A 19,942-nucleotide genomic window follows, 5' to 3' on the forward strand; every position below is an offset into this window, starting at 1 on the left:
ATCTATTTTATCCCTGATTTAGCTTACCTTTGGCAGATATTAAAAAATTAAGAATGAGCGAAAACAAGATTATTCTTCCTGACCAAGCTTCTCATGAACAAAAACATGTGCAAGTAAGAAAAATGTTCAATTCCATTTCTGGAAATTACGACAAACTCAACAAAGTCATCACCTTTGGAATGGAAAAGGGTTGGAAGAAAAATGTATATAATCTCGTTGCTTCTAAAAACCCAAATACTATTTTAGACATCGCCACAGGTACTGGTGATATGCTCCTGCTCTTTGCAAATAGCAAAGCAACCGAGATCATCGGAACCGATATCTCTGAAGGAATGCTTGCCGTGGCAGAAGAGAAAGTGAAACAATTAGGCTTACAAAACAAGATCAAACTTGATCAGCAAGATGCTGAAAATCTCAACTTTCCTGACAACCACTTCGATGCAATCAGCATTACTTATGGAATTCGTAATTTCGAAAACCTTGATAAATGTCTCCAAGAAATCTATCGAGTTACAGCACCTGGCGGTCAGTTAATTGTACTTGAAACTTCCGTGCCTCAAAACTTCTTCCTTAAATCCGGACACTTCGTTTATACAAAATGGATCATGCCCCTTTTGAGCAGAATGTTTAGTAAAGATAAAACAGCTTATAAATATCTGTCCAAATCTGCATTGAATTTCCCTTATGGTGAAGCTCTTAAAAAAAGATTTGAACAAGCAGGATATACCGAGGTAAAAATAATGCCTCAATTCTTTGGTGCATCAACAATATACCAAGGAATTAAATCAAAATAATAACTACTTATTATTTTTCAATTCAACAATTTTAGAAAATGGATCGTGTGAAAACACAATCCATTTTTTATTGTTTATTAAAATCATATTCACACTGCTATTTAATAAACAAATCCTAAAAAATGCACTCCTTATTGCCATTTATCCTGGTTTTAATCTTGTTAATCGTATTCTTAACGATCTTTGCAAACAAGTTAAAAGTTGCTTACCCAATTTTATTGGTTTTAGCAGGTTTAGCCATCAGCTTCGTCAAGGGATTACCTATATTAAAAATCGATCCAGACTTGATTTTCTTCGTCTTTTTGCCCCCACTCCTCTACGAAGCAGCCTGGGGCGTTTCTTTCAAGGAAATGAAGAAATGGTGGCGAATAATCGGCAGTTTCGCTTTTTTGGTTGTCTTCTTTACAGCCTTCCTCGTAGCAATTATCTCCAATCAGATAATCCCCGGATTTACCATTGCTTTGGGATTCGTACTGGGCGGTATTGTTTCTCCCCCTGATGCTGTAAGTACTGGCGCTATCACCAAATTCGTAAAAATCCCAAAAACAACAACCGCCATCCTTGAAGGCGAAAGCTTACTCAATGACGCTTCTTCCTTAATCATTTTCCGATTTGCTTTAGTGGCTGTGGGGACTGGACAATTTATCTGGCAGGATGCTGGACTCAACTTCCTATGGATGTTGTTCGGAGGTGTAGGTATCGGATTATTGGTCGCTCAGATTTTCATCTGGATTCATAAACACCTACCTACCGAAGCCGCATCGGACATAGCACTCAGCCTCATCAGCCCTTATTTCATGTATTGGATTGCTGAGCAAATCCATTGCTCCGGAGTATTGGCAGTCGTTGCAGGCGGCTTATTCATGTCTTCGCAACGATTAAATTACCTCGCTGCCAGTAGCCGAATTAAAGGCGCATCTGTATGGGAAAGCTTTGTTTTCCTTTTAAATGGAATGGTTTTCCTCCTAATAGGATTAGACCTCCCAGAAATTGTTGCTGGAATCCGAGCCCACGGAACCCCTTTAGGAACAGCAATAGGCTATGGAGTCCTGATCACCATTGTCCTTATCGCTGCAAGAATGATTTCTGCTTTCGCAGCAATGCTAGCAACAATAATCTTTAGGCCAAAAGTAGCACACCAACAACAATTTAGCACCAGAAGATGGTATACCCCTTTATTAATGGGTTGGACTGGTATGCGCGGAGTAGTTTCCCTTGCCGCGGCATTGGCAATCCCATTGACTCTACCTAATGGAGAAGCATTCCCCCATCGAAACCTAATCTTGTTTATTACTTTCGTCGTAATCCTTTTAACCCTGGTTATCCAAGGACTCACTCTTCCTTATCTCATTAAGAAAACAAATCCTTTTAAAGGTTATATCAACGAGGAGGAAAACCATCAGTCTTCAAAAATAAAAATGAAATTGGGCTTAAAATCCCATGTATATACCTTCATAAAAGACAATTACGAATCCCAACATCCTGATGACCCTGCAATGCAAAGAATATTAAAATATTGGGAAGACCAATCAAAAGTTCAAGACAATTCCTGGATGAATGGAGTCAGCAAAAAAATGCTCCTGGAAATCTTTTCTCAACAAAGAATCTATCTCACTAACCTCAATAAGGAAGAGGAGTATGATGAAGAGTTAATTAGAAATCAAATTGACCTCGAGGAGGAAAGAATAATCTTGGTTTTTGACAAACAATAGCGAACAGCAAAAAATTTGTCGACAACAATTCCACTTTCAAATCGTTTATCAATAAACAAACGAATTTAATATGCCAACGCTAGAACAAAGAATTGAAGAATTAAATAGACAATTTGGCTTTAGAGAGCATCCTGAGGATTTCAACTTCGAACTTAATCCCGAAAGAATAGCATATAAGAATGAAGCTTTAAGAACGAAAAATAGAGATCTATATGCATCCTATTTAGCAGATAATTATCCTAGAGAAATGGATCGTGAATTAGCAGATTTCGATACCAAAGCAAATAAATTGATTCAAATCAGCAAGGATGAAGCTGAACAATTATTCCAGGAGAATAAAATTAATATGCTGAAAAGCGATATTAGCTTTAAAGATCCAGATGCCATTTTTCAAATGAAAAAAGTCAATGATGAAGACTTGGAGTGGCATCTCGAAGGTCATGAAACCGATTTACTCAATGGTAACTCAAAACCATATGAAGCACTTGAAGGCAAAAGTAATATCTGGCTATTACAGTAATATTATTAGAGTATTAAAATTGAGATAATTCCTAAAAACTCCTGTATAAACTACAAATCTCCAATCTTTTCTAAAAATATTCTATCCAACTCAAATTCATTACCTTTCTCCCCTAATTTTCGGACATGGAAGGTAATGGAATTAGTTTGTTTCGTAATTTTTAAAGTCCCCATTTCAATTTTATTATTTAATTTCTCCTGATCCGCTTGACTCGATTTCCAATCAGAAACCATTTTCTGACGCTGCCAGATAGCAAACTCCGCCCCATTTTCCTTCTCAAAATATGAAATTGATAATTTGTACTCCCCTTCTGGAACATCCGTCAACATCACCCGGACTGTATGATGCCCATCTGTACGCATCCGCAACCCTCGATCATGCTTCACTTCTGCTCCGCCACCTAATGTCACTTCCATCAGTTGCGGGAAATACTCATGCTCATTCGGTAAATAAACTGTCCGCAATTCCTCACTAGGCTCTATCTTCCTTTTCAAAGGTTGCGCAGCATAATACATCGCAATAGAAGTGTAATCTACAGGAAATTCATTCCCTTCAGGTCCATGTTCTATCATATGATCTATCTCCTTTTCAAACGGCATTTTATCCGTCATAAAAAATCGATATGCTCCGGTCCTTCCCATCGGTAAACTATAATCCAAGGAGCCATGTATCGGCAAACTAATTCCTCGATCCCATCGATCTAACAAGGCATACCACCCCCCATTATAATAATCCTCCGAACCAGTACCATGCAACCTTTGCTTGCCATCAACATGGGTTACATCATCTCCCTCAAAAAATAAGGTCATTCCTGCACGTAATCCCTGAGCCATATGAATAGTACCTATATAATGCCCCTTGCCACTCGTCTTCAAAAACTCATAATATTGACCAGTTTCTGGCTTCTCTCGTTTCCAAACTGCATAATATTTGCCTTCTCGGTCCTTATCCCTAGCATTATCCGAATAATAAACCTTGGTTTTTATGGATATGGGAGACTGACTTTCATTTGCCCGCTTTTTATAAACCAAACTCATTTCAGCTTTTTGATCAAATGGCATTGGGATATAACTGTAGTTTAAATTTCCTTTGCTCCCCATAAACAAACTGCGCATGGTCTTTTTGCCATAAGCATAACCGAAATAATCCGCTATTGGCGCATAAATACTCTCTATCTCCTCCCCATCCCATTTTGCTGACAGTATGATATCCTTTGAAAACCCCTCAAATGAGGTTCCAGCATCAATCTCAAACCCTACAATTCGACCTGCTTTATCCGTCTCGAAAAATTCAATCTCCTCACCCGGCTGTATCACGATGCTCTTTTCTATGGCTTTTACCCCCTCAGATTTCCCTTTTTCAAATAATGCTATACTCGGATTATTCTCAGAATAAACACGACCTACTTCCTCAATCTTGGACTTCTCCAAATCGCTGAATTTTCCTGTATACGAACTGACCTTTGAATTCGGTAAACTCCGATTCTGAATCTGTAGAAATAGAATTTTCTCGCCCTCAAATACAATTTTCAGCGATTTCTGATAGGAAATGGGTAAATAGCTGTAATATCCTCCAACTTCATTTCCTGAAATACCACGTACAAATGGAAAAACCTTCCCCGAAAATAAATCTGAAAATCTAATCCTTAATCTCGCTTTCTTCTCTCCATCAAAATAAAAGGCTAAGGTGTCATCGGTAGGTGTTGGTGTCCAAATTCGATTCACAACTCCCGGCCCCTTAAAATCTGCTATGACAAGATTATTCCCCTCTTTGCGGATAAAGGAATAAGCTCCTCCAAATCCATCATCATTCTTCCCTGTGCGATCATAACTTGATATCTGCTCCACATATTCAAAGGGTCTATAACTTGGAAGCAAATCAGGCCTTATTAAATTATCCAACTCTGCAATAAAACTGTAATCAGCCTTCTGCGAATAACTCAATCCAACATTTAAAATACCGATTGAACATAATACCAGGAAATTTAGGAATACTCGTTTCATGATTTTGGATTTAGATTTATAGGTCGCTTATAACATCTGTTTAACGTTTAAGCTACCCTAAGATAATGAAAATTATCAAATAATAAATTGAATTTCACGGCAATACCTAAACCTCAACCAAAAAACATCCCCCTTTAATATCGCAAGGAAAACTCCTTAAAAAGAGCTTCCTGATCTACACTTCCTGAAACATGGATCCCTGGTCGCGGACTCCTATCCCAAGGTGCCAAATCTCTTATACTAAATAAATCTTTTTTGCTAATGGTTATGGAAAGCCATTGCCCCTTTTTTATGGAATAATATGCAGAAACACCTAAATCTTGCTTGCTCTCTAATTTTAATTCTACTTCCTTACTTCCGTTTGCTATTTCAATATTTGAAAGCTCTTCAAACTGGTCTCCTTTCTGAACCCAACTAATTAACTGATTACCTTCAATAGAAACTCCAATTGCCTTATCCTGGTCCCCATAAATACAGATACCTTTCCTTAATGAATGATTTGAGTTTCCTAAATCTATTTTTGCTGTAACAGCATAAACTTTGTTGGCTGGTCGCCATGTCAACACCGATCCTATAGGATTTCCCGCCTTTTGCCCCGATGCAACGCGCAATCCAGCTTTACTTAATCCATACTTTGGAATTGAATTCCTAAAATCCCACTGCCCAAAGAATTTTTCCTTGCTGAGTTTCCTGAAGTCCAAATGAAGATCAGAAGTACTTTTATCTGCATCATTTTCAATAAACTCAAAAACAGGCGTATCCTTGTCTGACCAAACCAATCTGGCTAATAATCCTTGCCTTCCTGTATAAACTGTCCCATCCTGATTATATCCATGAAAAACATAATAATAATCACCCTTTTTATCCTCGACAAAAGTTCCGTGTCCCATACATTTCCAACCTTCATTGCTACCTAACAAGACTGCTTCTCCTACATCCTCATAAGGACCTTGAATGGTCTTTGAACGAACAGCCTGAACATGATAATCACAGCCCGGACCACAACATGCCCCCGCAGAATAAAACATATAATAATATCCTCCATGTTTCACAAAACTCTGACCTTCAATCCCAATTTTGGCGCTATCCAATAAGATGGAAAATGGCTCTCCCTCTAATCTTAAGCCATCTGTAGAAAGCTTACTCCCCAATAACTCTATAGGACGTTTATCTAAACCATAAGCCTTCCACGTCATAAATAATTCCTGCCCTTCCTTTACAACAAAGGCATCAATTGATTCAGTTCCAAAGTCTACGACAACACCCTGATCCACAAATCCCCGATCAGGATATTTGGAAGTCGCTACTCCTATGCACGAAACCCCATCGCTTTTACGCTTCGCCGAATAATAAACATAATAGGTTCCATTCTGATAATAATACTCAGGGGCCCAAAAGGAGGATTGAATCCAATCTGGCGTCTTCTCAAAAACAAAACCTACCTGATCCCAATTCCGCAAATCTTTCGATTTATATATTGGTAAATGTGGAGCCCATTCACTGGAAGTACCAACCGCAAAATACTGCCCATCCGCATAAATTACACTTGGATCCGCAAAATCCCCAACAATATGCGCTTGCTCTTGAGCCAAAAGCTTCAGATTGCTAAACAAGCCCACCATGAAAATAAAAACACAAAAAATCCGTGAAAAAAATCGCTGAATTGCCATAAGGTTTAAAATTGAGAACCTTAAAATAATAATAATTCCTTAGAAATATTGTTTTTAAATCAACTTGCTAAATAGTTTAAGCTTCCACATTAACCTTCTAACTCAAAAAATTCTACTTAAAAATGAATCAATGGAACTGAATTTGTTGTTTTCTTCATTTGGTCTAAATGAAATTTAAACTATAAGGCAATGACTGAATTGGCAAACCTCAAAAAAGAAGATCTAAAAAGAATATTTGATAACTTCTATCAATATAATGATCAAGTAATTCAATTTCGCGATTACACAAACCAGGTTATCCTCGTACCACAAGCAGACCCTAATTCCTTTAAAAAGATTGCGGGATTTTTTGCCGACAAAAATCATGTCTATACTCAAATTCTAAGTGCTGATTCTCCCCCAAAATCCATCCAAAATCATAATGGTTTTTCCATCAATAATCCTGAAGCCAAATGGGAATTTATTATCATCGATGGTATAGATGGCAAAACCTTCAAATATGTAAAGGAAAAATATGACACTGTTTATTGGATGGATAAAAATAATATCTACTATAAAGTGGACAACTCCCTGGTTCCTCTACCAAATGCTGATTATAAGACATTTGAGTATCTCGATTTCTTATATGCAAAAGACAAAAATCATATTTATTATGAAGGCAAAATTTTGCCTATTGACGTCAATGATTATTCTTTGAATCAATGGGGCTTCATAAAGGACAAAACCAATATTTATCATTATGATTTTAAAATCCCTTTAGACCCCGAATCCTTTGAGGTTCTCTATTACAACCTTATTAAACAACCTATTATTTTGCAGGACAAAAACGGTAAGTATGAGTACACCCGTTCCACGCAAGCGGATGCAAAAATCATTAAACAGGATAATTAATAAAGCATTTTCCCTACAAAGCCCTAAATTTGCCGATAAATCAAATAATCATGAGCGATCCAAATTCTAGAAGCAATATAAAACCAGGTATTCTCGTAAATATCATTTTGAAAAAAGACCAACGTTCCGGAAATCTAACTGAAGGAATTGTAAAAGATATCCTTACTTCTGCCCCATATCACAGCCGAGGAATTAAAGTTAGACTCACTGATGGTCAAATCGGAAGGGTTGCAGAAATTATCGATGAGGATTAAAACCTTTTCTAACAACAATCTGACAATACTATTCGTTTAACAAGCTTTTATTGACTATGTTTGCCTCTTTTTGGCCCAAAGGCTGGTAATTTATTTATTTTCGCCATCCTTTCGAAAAGTTTTAGCAATCATGATCGCAGATTTAGAAGACAAACAAATTAAGGAAATCTATAGAACATCTATCATTCAACAAACAGCCTACTGGTCTGAAGTTAAAAAAATGCAAGGTGTTCAGTCTGTTGCCTATAATTTTAAAGTAAAATCATCCGATTTATTTAACAATCCCTCTGATGAAACTTTTATCATTGGCGATCTCTTGATTATTATTCAACATCTTGATAAGGATCACTGTATAGCATATGTCCCTTATGGTCCCGAAATCGAACCAGATGCCGAAAATCAAGGCTATTTCTTAGAACAACTGTCTGAAAGCTTAAGAACTTTCTTGCCCCCATCCTGTATCATGATCCGATTTGATCTATCATGGGAATCCCTATGGGCGAAAGAAGACGACTGCTACGATATCCATGGTAACTGGATTGGTGTACCTGAAAAAAGAATCCAGGAACTGAGGTTTAATTTTAATACAGAACATTGGAACCTAAGGAAAGCAAATACAGATATCTTGCCCTCGAATACCATTTTCATGGATTTAAATAAAAATGAAGATGATATTTTGGCAAACATGAAAGCCAAAACCAGGTACAACATCAATCTTTCCAAAAGAAAAGGCGTACAGATTCGTTCTTTGGGCATTGAAAAATTGGATGTTTGGTATGAACTATATCGACAAACTGCGCAGCGAAATAATTTCTTTCTCCATGATATCAATTACTTCAAAGTAGTCCTCAGCGCGAGAGCAAATGATACCCAATCGCCTGCGCAAGTATTCCTCCTTGTTGCTGAAGTTGATGACCAACCCCTGGCAGCAATGTTCTTGGTTCTTGCTGGAAATAGAGGCACCTATCTTTACGGGGCCTCGGCAACAGAAAATAGAAATTTCATGGCAACTTATGCGCTTCAATGGAAAGCAATGCAGTTAGCTAAAGAAAATGGTTGTACTGAATATGATTTCTTTGGAATTTCACCTCAAGCAGACCAATCTCACCCTATGTACGGACTTTATCGCTTTAAATCCGGTTTCGGTGGACAAGTTTACCATAGAATGGGCTGTTGGGATTACCCTTTAAATAAAGAAAAATACAACTATTACGCTTCAATGGAATTTCAAAACCAAAGCTACCACCTCAACTAATCCTTCCTTCTTAAGGAGTAGAAAAAGATTCTTGATAAATAATGTGGCAGAATTATATCTGCCACATCCATGCTTCCAGCTATTTATCGAAAACTTACATTCTTAATTTGTGGACCATTCCCATCTTTCCGATTCATCGAATACCATTGCTTCATAATATCAACTATTAAACTTATGTATTGTATAAGCATAACTGCTTTCCCAGGAAATTTTATAGTTGATGTCCTTACCAACTGAATAATCTGAGAAATTGATTCTAATAAAATTTTCATATCATCCTTTTTTTAGCTGTAGGAACCAACCTAATAATCCCTTAAGCGATTAATAATTTTAATTTTAACGTCTCCTTGCTGTAACTTTTTTAGCAATACTGGATACCAGGTTTTATAGGCTTGACCAGATTGAAGTACGATATAATCCTGATCTTCCTTCTTATAATAACTCCCCATGAGGGGACAACCCATCGTATCTGTATGATAATTCCCAATATGAAAAAAGATATTCGTGAAATTTGGAACATCCATAATCTCTATCATTCCCTGATGCTTTTTCCCAAATTTTGGAGCATATCGCTTATTCAATCCAGCAACCATATTCAGTCTTAGTGAATAGCGACCTTCTGGAATACAGGTACGACCAAAGATTTTTCGTGCCCGGATACTATCCTCTAAAATATAACAAGCAAAAAGACTGTCAATGTACAAATGGGATAAGGTACTATGCTGACCCTTATGAACCCTGACTAATTCCAACATTAGGCAACAAATTCTCCAATGAACTTACTATTGGAATATATTTCCTTCTCCGTATTCATAGAAAATATCCACATCACGATTTTTTCGCCTTTAACATTTTCATTTAATTTATAGGTATGACTTTGATCAACTCTTCTACCAATTTGAATAAATTGAAATTTTTGAGTCATTGCATTATAAACGACCAGTACAACCTTATCTTCAGGGTTTTCTGTTTTGTCTTTTGGATGTGCCTTCCAATTGAAAAGCACGTCTTTCTCCTTAACATCTACTCTCAAATCAAATAACCCATTTACCTCACCTTGACTTAATTCTATTTTTGAATAATCTAAACTGATGCTTGGTAGATCCCCTTTCACTGCCTCCTTCAAGAGTTTTCTAGTCATCAAATTCATCAAGGTCATTTTCCGTAAATTTTTCCCCTGATTGGATTCTGTAAGGAATTTTCGCAAAGGGTTTAAAAAGTCGACTACGAGTTTGAATTTTGCCTGTTGATTAAGCATATTTGGAGTCGCAATTCGCTTTACTTTCTTTGGTACCGATCGAATATAATCTATCCCTTTCCATGAACTTCCTATTACTGAACCTACTTTTCCTGAAAACGTTCCTAAAATCCCGTTTGAAATAATTGCCATTTTTTTTGATTTTTAAAATTTAACCAATCGATTGCATGCAATACGTTTTGTTTTTTGATATCGACAGCTAAACTCCTGATTCCTCAATCAAGAAAAAAAAATTGACTCAATATGATTCAATTTGAAACGATTTGGCATAATTTGACACACTATATAGTCCAAAAAAGACCCATTAAATCTCTTTTTTTTCACTTAATTGCCTATTGCATCCTGCCAATTCCTTATCCATCTTTTCCACTCATAATATTCTGATAAACCATAAATTTTCATACCTTTAAGAAAGAGGCATTTAAGATTTTCCTTATCGAATTTGCCATTCAAATCATCATTTTATAAACTATAAATTTCCTTACACATGAAGGATTCTGCAGGACGAAAATTAAAAGAAGCTATCCAATCCGAAAATCCCCTACAAATTGTTGGTGCAATCAATGCAAACCACGCCCTACTAGCCGAACAATCCGGCTTTAAAGCAATTTACCTCTCCGGTGGTGGCGTTGCAGCAGGTTCTCTCGGTATTCCGGACCTCGGAATAACCAATTTGCAGGATGTCCTTATCGACGTTGAACGAATTACAAATGTTTGCTCACTACCGCTTCTTGTGGATATCGATACTGGTTTCGGCCCCTCGGCATTCAATATCGCTCGGACCATCAAATCCTTGGAAAAAGCTGGTGCCGCCGGAATCCATATGGAAGACCAGGTGGGCGCAAAACGATGTGGACATAGACCCGGAAAAGAACTCGTCTCAACCGATGAAATGGTCGACCGAATTAAAGCAGCAGTCAATGCTAAAACTGATCCCGATTTCCTAATCGGAGCTCGAACCGATGCTATCGCTTCTGAAGGTCTTGATAAAGCCCTAGAAAGAGCTGTGGCCTATCAAATCGCAGGCGCTGATTTTATCTTCGCCGAAGCAGTAACCAATATTGATGATTACACCCGTTTCGCGGAAGCAACAGGATTACCAATTCTCGCTAATATTACTGAATTCGGAAAAACTGAACTCTATTCCGTAGATCAACTCCGTGAGGCTAGAGTATCAATCGTTCTATATCCCCTTTCTGCTTTCAGAGCAGCTAATAAAGCAGCATTAAATGTATATCAACATATTCGAAATGACGGAACGCAAGCCCAGGTGATTGAGACCATGCAAACCCGTGAAGAACTCTATAATAGTATCGATTACTACCGTTATGAAAATGAACTAGACCAATTGTTTAAAAAATAACATGTTATGAAAGAAACTAATGAATCCGGTTTTAAACCAAAAAAAAGCGTAGCCCTTTCCGGTGTGCCTGCAGGAAATACAAGCCTATGTACAGTTGGAAAAAGTGGCAATGACCTTCATTATAGAGGCTATGATATCTTGGACCTTGCTGAAAAAGCATCCTTTGAAGAGGTAGCTTATCTTCTCATCCATGAACATTTGCCAACGAAAACTGAATTAAATACCTATCAGCAAAAACTGATAAGAGATAGAGGACTCCCTGATACCCTTAAGGATGTACTCAAATTAATCCCCGAATTCGCCCATCCAATGGATCTGCTGAGAACTTCAGTCTCCGTATTTGGAAACCTTGAACCAGAACCCCTATCGCATGAAGTCCAAACGACTAGAAATATCATCGATAGACTTATGGCAAGTATGGGTTCAGCATTGTTATTCTGGTACCATTACAGCCATAACCAAAAGGAAATACAGGTTGAAACGGATGACCTGACCTTAGGTGGACATTTCTTACACCTCCTTCATGGTAAAAAACCAAGTGATTCCTGGGTAAATGCCATGCAGGTATCCCTAAATCTATATGCTGAACATGAATTTAATGCCTCTACCTTTACAGCTAGAGTAATCGCCGGTACTGGTTCTGATATTTACTCCTGTATATCTGGTGCTATCGGTGCCTTGAGAGGTCCCAAACATGGTGGAGCTAATGAAGTGGCTTATGAAATTCAAGAACGATATGCCAATGCTGACGAAGCCGAAGCGGATATCAAAAAAAGACTTGCCAACAAAGAAGTAATCATCGGATTTGGCCACCCAGTATACACTATTGCTGACCCTAGAAATCAGGTGATTAAGAAAATCGCCAAAAAATTATCCGAAGAAAGTGGCGACATGAGACTCTTTGATATCGCCGAAAGAATTGAAACGGTCATGTGGGATGAAAAACGAATGTTCCCTAACTTAGATTGGTTCTCGGCGGTAGCTTATCATATCATGGGAATTCCTACGGATATGTTTACCCCATTATTTGTCATGTCTCGAATTTCTGGATGGGGTGCCCATGTAATTGAACAAAGACAAGATGGCAAAATTATTCGACCTAGTGCTAATTACACCGGACCTGAAAATCGTGATTTTATCCCGCTAGAGGACCGTTAAACGAATTTAATAACAATAAAAACAATATAAAATTTAGTATGTCTTCACATATTTCAAACAATAGACCAAATCCAGATCAGGTATTAGTTGATATCGCTGACTATATCCTTGATTATAAAATTAATAGCGATTTAGCACTAAAAACAGCTCACTATTGCTTCCTTGATACCATAGGTTGTGGTTTTGAAGCCTTAACTTATCCTGCATGCACTAAATTATTGGGACCAATTGTACCTGGCACTTATGTGCCTAATGGTGCCAAAGTCCCTGGAACTCCCTTCCAACTAGATCCTATTCAAGCTGCATTTAATATCGGCGCGATGGTGAGATGGTTAGATTTTAATGATACTTGGTTAGCTGCCGAATGGGGACACCCTTCGGATAATTTAGGTGCAATCCTCGCAGTGGCTGACTGGATCTCAAGAAATAGAATCGCTGAAGGCAAAAAACCTCTCCTCATGATCGATGTCCTTGAATCAATGGTCATGGCGCATGAAGTTCAAGGTGTTCTCGCATTAGAAAATTCATTCAACAAAGTTGGATTGGACCATGTCATTCTGGTGAAAGTAGCTTCAACAGCAGTGGTGTCTAAACTATTGGGTCTATCCAAAGATGAACTAATAAATGCCCTATCCCTCGCATTCGTCGATGGCCAATCCCTAAGAACTTATAGACACGCTCCGAATACCGGAAGTCGCAAATCATGGGCCGCTGGCGATGCAACCTCCAGAGCTGTGAGATTAGCATTAATTGCCCAAAAAGGTGAAATGGGATACCCTTCAGTTTTAACAGCTCCAGTTTGGGGCTTCTACGACGTTTCCTTTAAAGGACAACCCTTCAAGTTTCAACGACCTTATGGATCCTATGTCATGGAAAATGTATTATTTAAAATCTCTTTCCCAGCCGAATTCCACTCGCAAACCGCAGTAGAAGCCGCAATGACGCTTTATCAACAACTTAAGGACCTAGGAAAATCCTCAGACGATATAAAAAGCATTAAAATTAGGACCCACGAAGCTGCAATCCGAATCATCGATAAAAAAGGACCTTTACATAACCCTGCCGATAGAGACCATGCCATCCAATACATGGTGGCTGTACCTCTTATTTTCGGAAGATTAACCGCCGCCGACTATGAAAATAATGTGGCTGCTGACCCTAGAATCGATGAACTCAGAGAAAAAATTACTTGCTTCGAAGATCCTCAATTCACAACAGATTATCACGATCCTGAAAAAAGATCAATCGCAAATGCGTTGACACTCGAACTTAACGATGGTACCATATTGCAAGAAGTTATTGTCGAATATCCTATCGGACACAAAAGACGTAGAGAAGAAGGAATCCCTAAATTAATTGAAAAATATAAAATTAATTTAGCCCGAGTGTTTGCAGAAAAACAACAAAACACAATTTTGGAAAGCACCCTGGAATATGACAAAATTATCAATATACCAGTCAATGAATTAGTTGACCAAATGGTATAATATAAAGCAAAAAAAGAAGGTGTAAATTTATTTTTTACACCTTCTTTTTTTCTCCTTTTTCTTCCTTTTAATCTTCTATCCAATTGGAATGAAATCCTGAATAAAAGGAAAAATTATCGTCTTTTAATTTTATTAAGGAATCTGGAATCTCCCATTCATCTCCATATTGCGCAAAATTCTCACAACTCTTCACAAATTCATCTATTCCAATCATATCAATATAGCTGAAAACTCCCCCTGTTTGAACTGGATAACCAAGCCCCATGACAGAACCTAAATCCCCATCCAAACTATAATTTAAAATACCTTCCTCCAAACAACGGTAACTATCCAAGGCCAAAACACAAAGCAAACGATCCTGAATATCCTTATCCGAAATCTGTGAATCTAAATCCTTTAATTCTGGATCCACATAAAATTTCTTTGGTTTATTGTCAGGATGATCATAAAATCCACGACTTGATCTTCGACCAGTTCGCCCCTTCTTGATCATCCGCTGCAAATAATTATATACCCGCTTTTGACTAAAACTCATATCGGGAAGCTGCTCATAAACATGCACCATTAAAGGCAAGGAAATCTCATCCAAGACTGCCAATGGCCCTACAGCAAAACCAGCTCGCTTTGCCCCTTCTTCGATCCGCTCCATCGCAACACCCTCCAACAACATCGTAATTCCTTCCAATAGGTAATAAAAGAAAATCCTGGAAGTGAAAAATGCTGGCCCATCATTTACTACAATCGGAATTTTTTTCAATTTCCCAACAAAATCCAATGCTTTCTCCAAGGTTTCCTCTGAAGTATCCTTCCCACGGATAACCTCGACCAAAGCCATGCGATCTACCGGTGAAAAGAAATGTAAACCAATAAATCTGGAGGTATCATCAAAACTCTTCGCTAATTTTCCTATGGGTAAGGAAGTTGTATTGGATGCAAAAACACCACTCTGCTGAAGGTAAACCTTGCTATCCTCAATGACCTCAGCTTTAAGTCTTTTATCCTCAAAAACTGCCTCAATAATAATTTCTGACCCGTCCAGATCCTCAACTTGATCCGTTGGAAGTATCCGCTCCAAAATAATGGGCTTTTCTTCAGGCTTCATTTTATTGAGCTCAATCAATTTATTACATACTTTTTCTGAATAAGAACGTCCTCTTTCGGCATTCTGTAAATCAACATCCTTCAATACCACATCGATCCCGGCCTTTGCTACTTCATAAGCAATGCCTGAACCCATCATCCCCGCGCCGATAACCCCAACCTTGCGAATCTCCTCCAACTCCATCCCCTTCGTTAAATCAATCGCTTCTTCAACCGCATAAAAGAAGGTCCTAACGCGTGCTAATGTTTCCTTCGCCGTCAGTAAACCAAAATAAGCCAGATGCTCTCTATTGATAAACTCCTTATAATTTAATCCAACAGAATTTTGAATCAAACTCAATAGAACTTCGGTAAATAATAAAGGCTTATTCGACCTCGCATTTAATTTATCTATTGAAGTCTTTAAAGCTCCTGAATCAATGGACCACTTAAACTTATAATTTGCATGCTTCTCGACATCTTCTTGCAACCATGATTGCACCTGCTCCCAAGAACCTATCCTATCATCAATTAATCCTTTTTCTAATGCCTCTTCTGGTTTGACTAGTCGACCAGAATGTAGAATATCAAAAACCAATTCTGCATCCAACATCCCCATCATTTTAGTAAAACTGCCATTCCCCGTAAGCATTCCATAATTTCCTTCTGGAAAGCCCAACTTCGCCTTGCTACCAATTCCTACCCGGCGATCAAACAACAATAGAAATGCCGCTGCTAAACCTGTACATGCTTTGTCAAATAAGACAACTGTAGACTTTTCAATTTCGGAAAGCTCTATAATCAATTCATCAATATGATCCAGCTTCTTTAAAAAACCTTCCTTACCAGCAGCTTCCATCAAGCCCTCGTAATCATCACTCTTGAACTTCCCTTCCAAAATCAATTGCAAACCTGTACAGTCCTTCTTCTTAAGGACAGAAAGCAAAAGCTCTATGCAGAACTTATATTCGTCTAATGAGAGATCATGCGGTTTCGACCGAACATTTATCCATCTTAATTGATAAATCCCCTCAGTATTCTTACTCACACTGATCTGCTCTTTAATTCTCTCCTTAATTTTGCTCATTATCAGCTATTTTATCTTCCTAAAATTATTTTCTCTCATAATCTACACCATCAATATATATCTTCGATAATATTTCAAGCATGATTTCCGATGTGCCGGCGATTATCGTACCGACCCTCGCATCCCGATATAACCTCGAAATCCGATAGTCCTCCGTAAATCCATATCCCCCAAACAATTGCAAACACTCCCCTATAACCCTGACTGCCAACTCGCCACATTGTAATTTAGCAATACTGCATTCTTTTACAGCATACCTTTTCTGATTCTGCAATTCGCAACAGTAATAGAGAAAGCTTTTTAATACCGTAATATCTGCAAACATCTGTGCAACCCTATGACGAATAACTTGAAAATCTTTCAATTGTTTGTTAAATGCAGTTCTTTCCTTTAAATAATCCAAGGTATAATTCACCGCAGATTCGGTACTCGCTAAACTATGAATTGCAGCCGTTAACCGCTCCAATTGCAATCCCCCCATCAAATATTTAAACCCTTGGTTTAACTCCCCAATGAGGTTTTCCTTCGGTACTTTTACTTGGTCAAAACCTAATTCCGCCGTGTCTGATGCCAACCAACCCATCTTTTGGATTTTTGTCGCCGTAACACCTACAGAATCCCGATCAATAATCAGTAAACTTATCCCCGAAGAACCTGCATTAGATTTTGTCTTTACAGCTGTAATAATAAAATCAGCATAATAGCCATTGGTAATAAAGGTCTTGGATCCATTGACTACATAATGATCACCAGCATCCACTGCTGTGGTCTTGAGATTCTGAACATCTGAACCTGCCCCTGGTTCTGTTATGGCAATCGCACTGACCCAGTCCCCAGAAATAACTTTCGACAAATATTTGGACTTCAAATTTTCATCCGCATATTTCCAAATATAGGTCGCTGACATATACTCAATCACCAAAGCTGAAATCGTAAATCCTCCCGAATAACAATGAGACAACTCCTCACAAAATATTAACGAATAGTAAAAATCCAGATCTAATCCGCCATACTCCTCCGGAAAAATAAGACCTAAATAACCCATTTCACCCATCTTCTTCCAGATGGACCTATCAATGGACCCTTGCTTCTCCCAATCATCAACATAGGGTAGAATCTCCTTCTTAATAAACGAACGTAGACTATCCCTGAATGCTTCATGCTCAGGGCTAAACGGTGTAATTAGCATATAAGTTTATTTGGTTCAAAATGCTCGGCAGAATCCAGAACGAATTTCTTTGCCGGCTCATAAATTTAGAAAAAATTGGCCACTTAGCCAATATAAAAGATACTAAAACATGACATCTAGCCATCAAGGTTTATTAACATTTAATCAAGTCTATATCGATATAAAAAACAATTAAAAAACCTTAAACCCTTGAATAAATCGATGCCAACCCTAATGGCCGATGTCAATAGTTTTAAATTTTATCCGAAATAATTTGCAGATACATCTTTGATCTTCTCATCAAATATTTCCTCCGGACAATGAATCAATTGTCGTAAAGCAAATAACTGATAAAAACTAGGCTCATCAAGAATGTTTAGAAACAGAAAGATCTCCTTGAGAATTAATCTCTCATTGTCATCAGAGCGTGAAGATAAAACCTCTAATAAAGTCAACTTAATCTCATTTAAGGTCAACTTGTAATGGGTTAATCCACCACCTAAACTCCAAAATCCTTGATCAATAATGTCCTTGTACTTGATTCGCTCAAACAAATCAACAAGTTGTTGTTGTTGCTCAGAACTTAAATTTTCAAGATTTTTCGCCGTCGTAAAACAGTTCGACGCGATATCCTGCATCCTCTTCTCAAGATCTTGAGTCTTCAGAGTATTGTTCGGTATTTCCATATTTAAATAATTATATTTTTTTTATCCTTTCTCCCCCCAATTCCATGTTCATCCTCGCTTGATCCAATATCATCAATACCCCCCAACCAAAACCTCGTTGAAAAGCCGTAGACTCTTGAAAACAAGCAATAAATATTAATTATTACCCAAAGAAATTACCGATACAAAAATAACTATATTTAAATTAATTTAATATAAAAACATATTTTTTATCAATTTTTTAATAAATATGAAATCTTTTAATTATTGTTTTACAATAAAACTCAAACAACCTAACCCATAAATCATCCTAATTATCAACCTTTTAAAATTCATTAACAACAGGAGATAGCTTAATTTTAAATTTTTTAATAATTAAAATTTAAACAATACAAAGCCATAATGAATAAAATTTTTACAGAACATTATTAAGTAATTGTTAATTCCTTAAAAAGAACAGGCCATCACGAAAACGTGATGGCCGCCCAATATGATTTTCTTAGGTAGTTAAAATGCGTTCCTCAAAATTTTTTTAATAGAATTGAATACCTAAGTTAACCATTATTGATAATTCGAAATTAAACCTCTCCAGCAATTCCGCTATTTTGTCAGAATTTTCCTACAAAAATATATATCCAGGAAAGCTTTTTGCTCATCAATTATTTGTAAATTTAAGAGACAAATAGATGTAAAAATAAGGTAATATGGCAACTTTTAGCGACAACTTCTCTAAACAAGCATCTATTTATGCTCAGTTTAGACCTTCATACCCTCACGAATTGTATGATTATCTTAGCGGCTTAACTCCTGCTCATCAATTGGCCTGGGATTGCGGAACCGGAAATGGTCAATCCGCCATCCATCTAGCTGATTTCTTCGACAAAGTCTATGCATCTGACCCTAGCGAAGCGCAAATTAAAAATGCCTTTAATCATGATAAGGTATCTTATAAAGTAGAAAAAGCCGAAGAACCAAGTCTCCCCGATCAATCCGTCGATATCATTACCGTAGCCCAAGCCATACACTGGTTCGATATTGATAAATTCTATATCGCAGCAAAAAGAGTCCTAAAAAAAGATGGAATCATTGCTGTATGGGCTTATGCTGTCCCTCAAGTCGATAAAAATATAGACCCAATCACCCAAAATTTCCATGATAAAATAGTCGGACCTTACTGGCCCTCTGAAATAAAACTCCTACAACTAGGTTATACTACAATCCCTTTCCCTTTCCGCGAAATTGAACCGCCGGAATTCTATATCCGTAAAAAATATAAGCTGCAGGACTTCCTGGGACATCTTCTCAGTTGGTCCGCAACCCAAAGGTATATTCAAAAAGAAGAAAAAAATCCGCTGGCAAAATTGAAAGACGAACTAGCGCCATTCTGGAAAGATGAAAATGAAGCTAAACCTGTTACTTGGAAAATAATCATGAGAGTAGGTAAACTTCCTAGTTGATTTTGAAAAGAAGAAAAATCCGAAAAAAGAATCCATGACTCATTCCGAAAGAATTCATGGATTTTTTTATTCTATCCAAAACATATAAGAGATAATGCTGTTTATTTTTTGGGTTTGGTG

General features: G+C 37.4%; 17 protein-coding genes. 10 read left to right on the forward strand and 7 right to left on the reverse strand.

From position 1 onward, the window contains the following. Nucleotides 1-53 precede the first annotated feature (53 nt). The 3 genes from ubiE to ACF3OC_RS12195 all read left to right on the forward strand — a co-directional run bounded on the left by ubiE (nt 54) and on the right by ACF3OC_RS12195 (nt 3,026). Entirely contained in the window at nt 54-794 is a 741-nt protein-coding gene (ubiE, locus tag ACF3OC_RS12185; protein ID WP_094258778.1) for a bifunctional demethylmenaquinone methyltransferase/2-methoxy-6-polyprenyl-1,4-benzoquinol methylase UbiE, read from the forward strand. 122 nt (nt 795-916) lie between these two features. Continuing rightward, nucleotides 917-2,506: a Na+/H+ antiporter gene (locus tag ACF3OC_RS12190; RefSeq protein ID WP_392469291.1), complete on the forward strand. Its 1,590-nt coding sequence runs from the start codon at nt 917-919 to the stop codon at nt 2,504-2,506. Between the two features lie 70 nt (nt 2,507-2,576). Continuing rightward, complete coding sequence (locus ACF3OC_RS12195; protein ID WP_094258780.1) at nt 2,577-3,026, forward strand: hypothetical protein; 450 nt, start codon at nt 2,577-2,579, stop codon at nt 3,024-3,026. 50 nt (nt 3,027-3,076) lie between these two features. On the opposite strand, the gene ACF3OC_RS12200 is transcribed toward ACF3OC_RS12195, so the two are convergent. Then, a complete protein-coding gene (locus ACF3OC_RS12200; RefSeq protein ID WP_392469292.1) occupies nt 3,077-5,029 on the reverse strand; it encodes a glycoside hydrolase family 172 protein in 1,953 nt (650 codons plus the stop codon). A gap of 134 nt (nt 5,030-5,163) precedes the next feature. After that, on the reverse strand, nt 5,164-6,651 hold the full coding sequence (locus tag ACF3OC_RS12205; RefSeq protein ID WP_392469293.1) for a glycoside hydrolase family 43 protein: 1,488 nt from the start codon (nt 6,649-6,651) through the stop codon (nt 5,164-5,166). A gap of 237 nt (nt 6,652-6,888) precedes the next feature. Here ACF3OC_RS12205 and ACF3OC_RS12210 point away from each other — a divergent pair, with 237 nt between their 5' ends. The 3 genes from ACF3OC_RS12210 to ACF3OC_RS12220 all read left to right on the forward strand — a co-directional run bounded on the left by ACF3OC_RS12210 (nt 6,889) and on the right by ACF3OC_RS12220 (nt 9,099). After that, complete coding sequence (locus ACF3OC_RS12210; protein WP_182498332.1) at nt 6,889-7,590, forward strand: DKNYY domain-containing protein; 702 nt, start codon at nt 6,889-6,891, stop codon at nt 7,588-7,590. A 50-nt stretch (nt 7,591-7,640) separates the two neighbouring features. Then, nucleotides 7,641-7,844: a YwbE family protein gene (locus ACF3OC_RS12215; protein WP_093097338.1), complete on the forward strand. Its 204-nt coding sequence runs from the start codon at nt 7,641-7,643 to the stop codon at nt 7,842-7,844. A 130-nt stretch (nt 7,845-7,974) separates the two neighbouring features. Continuing rightward, nucleotides 7,975-9,099: a peptidoglycan bridge formation glycyltransferase FemA/FemB family protein gene (locus ACF3OC_RS12220; protein ID WP_094258784.1), complete on the forward strand. Its 1,125-nt coding sequence runs from the start codon at nt 7,975-7,977 to the stop codon at nt 9,097-9,099. Nucleotides 9,100-9,401: 302 nt separating this feature from the next. Here ACF3OC_RS12220 and ACF3OC_RS12225 read toward each other — a convergent pair whose 3' ends face one another. Together ACF3OC_RS12225 and ACF3OC_RS12230 are read right to left on the reverse strand one after the other, a co-directional pair. Continuing rightward, a complete protein-coding gene (locus ACF3OC_RS12225; protein WP_094258786.1) occupies nt 9,402-9,854 on the reverse strand; it encodes a DUF5675 family protein in 453 nt (150 codons plus the stop codon). Next, a complete protein-coding gene (locus ACF3OC_RS12230; RefSeq protein ID WP_094258787.1) occupies nt 9,854-10,489 on the reverse strand; it encodes a DUF6266 family protein in 636 nt (211 codons plus the stop codon). Before ACF3OC_RS12230 ends, ACF3OC_RS12225 begins: the two co-directional genes overlap by 1 nt. 355 nt (nt 10,490-10,844) lie before the next feature. Here ACF3OC_RS12230 and prpB point away from each other — a divergent pair, with 355 nt between their 5' ends. From prpB to ACF3OC_RS12245, 3 genes are read left to right on the forward strand one after another with little or no spacing between them, the layout of a single operon-like run. After that, nucleotides 10,845-11,720, forward strand: a complete 876-nt coding sequence (prpB, locus tag ACF3OC_RS12235; RefSeq protein ID WP_094258788.1) for a methylisocitrate lyase — start codon at nt 10,845-10,847, stop codon at nt 11,718-11,720. Between the two features lie 6 nt (nt 11,721-11,726). Beyond that, on the forward strand, nt 11,727-12,878 hold the full coding sequence (gene prpC, locus ACF3OC_RS12240; protein ID WP_094258789.1) for a 2-methylcitrate synthase: 1,152 nt from the start codon (nt 11,727-11,729) through the stop codon (nt 12,876-12,878). A 38-nt stretch (nt 12,879-12,916) separates the two neighbouring features. Further along, on the forward strand, nt 12,917-14,365 hold the full coding sequence (locus ACF3OC_RS12245) for a bifunctional 2-methylcitrate dehydratase/aconitate hydratase (RefSeq protein ID WP_094258790.1): 1,449 nt from the start codon (nt 12,917-12,919) through the stop codon (nt 14,363-14,365). 67 nt (nt 14,366-14,432) lie between these two features. On the opposite strand, the gene ACF3OC_RS12250 is transcribed toward ACF3OC_RS12245, so the two are convergent. The 3 genes from ACF3OC_RS12250 to ACF3OC_RS12260 form a co-directional block, all read right to left on the reverse strand. Beyond that, nucleotides 14,433-16,532, reverse strand: a complete 2,100-nt coding sequence (locus tag ACF3OC_RS12250) for a 3-hydroxyacyl-CoA dehydrogenase NAD-binding domain-containing protein (RefSeq protein ID WP_392469294.1) — start codon at nt 16,530-16,532, stop codon at nt 14,433-14,435. 25 nt (nt 16,533-16,557) lie between these two features. Continuing rightward, nucleotides 16,558-17,721: an acyl-CoA dehydrogenase family protein gene (locus ACF3OC_RS12255; RefSeq protein ID WP_094258792.1), complete on the reverse strand. Its 1,164-nt coding sequence runs from the start codon at nt 17,719-17,721 to the stop codon at nt 16,558-16,560. A gap of 239 nt (nt 17,722-17,960) precedes the next feature. Beyond that, a complete protein-coding gene (locus tag ACF3OC_RS12260) occupies nt 17,961-18,386 on the reverse strand; it encodes a hypothetical protein (RefSeq protein WP_392469295.1) in 426 nt (141 codons plus the stop codon). A 683-nt stretch (nt 18,387-19,069) separates the two neighbouring features. On the opposite strand from ACF3OC_RS12260, the gene ACF3OC_RS12265 reads away from it, so the two are divergent. Continuing rightward, nucleotides 19,070-19,822 carry a class I SAM-dependent methyltransferase gene (locus tag ACF3OC_RS12265; protein WP_094258794.1) on the forward strand — a complete coding sequence of 251 codons (753 nt, stop codon included), beginning with the start codon at nt 19,070-19,072 and terminating at the stop codon, nt 19,820-19,822. Nucleotides 19,823-19,942: the final 120 nt, after the last annotated feature.

This window comes from Sphingobacterium cellulitidis (assembly GCF_043187465.1).
GTDB lineage: Bacteria > Bacteroidota > Bacteroidia > Sphingobacteriales > Sphingobacteriaceae > Sphingobacterium > Sphingobacterium cellulitidis.

What these genes read in the sequence shown, in the direction of transcription:
- ubiE (WP_094258778.1), top strand. Translation starts at nt 54, where the DNA reads ATGAGCGAAAACAAGATTATTCTTCCTGACCAAGCTTCTCATGAACAA.
- ACF3OC_RS12190 (WP_392469291.1), top strand. Translation starts at nt 917, where the DNA reads ATGCACTCCTTATTGCCATTTATCCTGGTTTTAATCTTGTTAATCGTA.
- ACF3OC_RS12195 (WP_094258780.1), top strand. Translation starts at nt 2,577, where the DNA reads ATGCCAACGCTAGAACAAAGAATTGAAGAATTAAATAGACAATTTGGC.
- ACF3OC_RS12200 (WP_392469292.1), bottom strand. Translation starts at nt 5,029, where the DNA reads ATGAAACGAGTATTCCTAAATTTCCTGGTATTATGTTCAATCGGTATT.
- ACF3OC_RS12205 (WP_392469293.1), bottom strand. Translation starts at nt 6,651, where the DNA reads ATGGTGGGCTTGTTTAGCAATCTGAAGCTTTTGGCTCAAGAGCAAGCG.
- ACF3OC_RS12210 (WP_182498332.1), top strand. Translation starts at nt 6,889, where the DNA reads ATGACTGAATTGGCAAACCTCAAAAAAGAAGATCTAAAAAGAATATTT.
- ACF3OC_RS12215 (WP_093097338.1), top strand. Translation starts at nt 7,641, where the DNA reads ATGAGCGATCCAAATTCTAGAAGCAATATAAAACCAGGTATTCTCGTA.
- ACF3OC_RS12220 (WP_094258784.1), top strand. Translation starts at nt 7,975, where the DNA reads ATGATCGCAGATTTAGAAGACAAACAAATTAAGGAAATCTATAGAACA.
- ACF3OC_RS12225 (WP_094258786.1), bottom strand. Translation starts at nt 9,854, where the DNA reads ATGTTGGAATTAGTCAGGGTTCATAAGGGTCAGCATAGTACCTTATCC.
- ACF3OC_RS12230 (WP_094258787.1), bottom strand. Translation starts at nt 10,489, where the DNA reads ATGGCAATTATTTCAAACGGGATTTTAGGAACGTTTTCAGGAAAAGTA.
- prpB (WP_094258788.1), top strand. Translation starts at nt 10,845, where the DNA reads ATGAAGGATTCTGCAGGACGAAAATTAAAAGAAGCTATCCAATCCGAA.
- prpC (WP_094258789.1), top strand. Translation starts at nt 11,727, where the DNA reads ATGAAAGAAACTAATGAATCCGGTTTTAAACCAAAAAAAAGCGTAGCC.
- ACF3OC_RS12245 (WP_094258790.1), top strand. Translation starts at nt 12,917, where the DNA reads ATGTCTTCACATATTTCAAACAATAGACCAAATCCAGATCAGGTATTA.
- ACF3OC_RS12250 (WP_392469294.1), bottom strand. Translation starts at nt 16,532, where the DNA reads ATGAGCAAAATTAAGGAGAGAATTAAAGAGCAGATCAGTGTGAGTAAG.
- ACF3OC_RS12255 (WP_094258792.1), bottom strand. Translation starts at nt 17,721, where the DNA reads ATGCTAATTACACCGTTTAGCCCTGAGCATGAAGCATTCAGGGATAGT.
- ACF3OC_RS12260 (WP_392469295.1), bottom strand. Translation starts at nt 18,386, where the DNA reads ATGGAAATACCGAACAATACTCTGAAGACTCAAGATCTTGAGAAGAGG.
- ACF3OC_RS12265 (WP_094258794.1), top strand. Translation starts at nt 19,070, where the DNA reads ATGGCAACTTTTAGCGACAACTTCTCTAAACAAGCATCTATTTATGCT.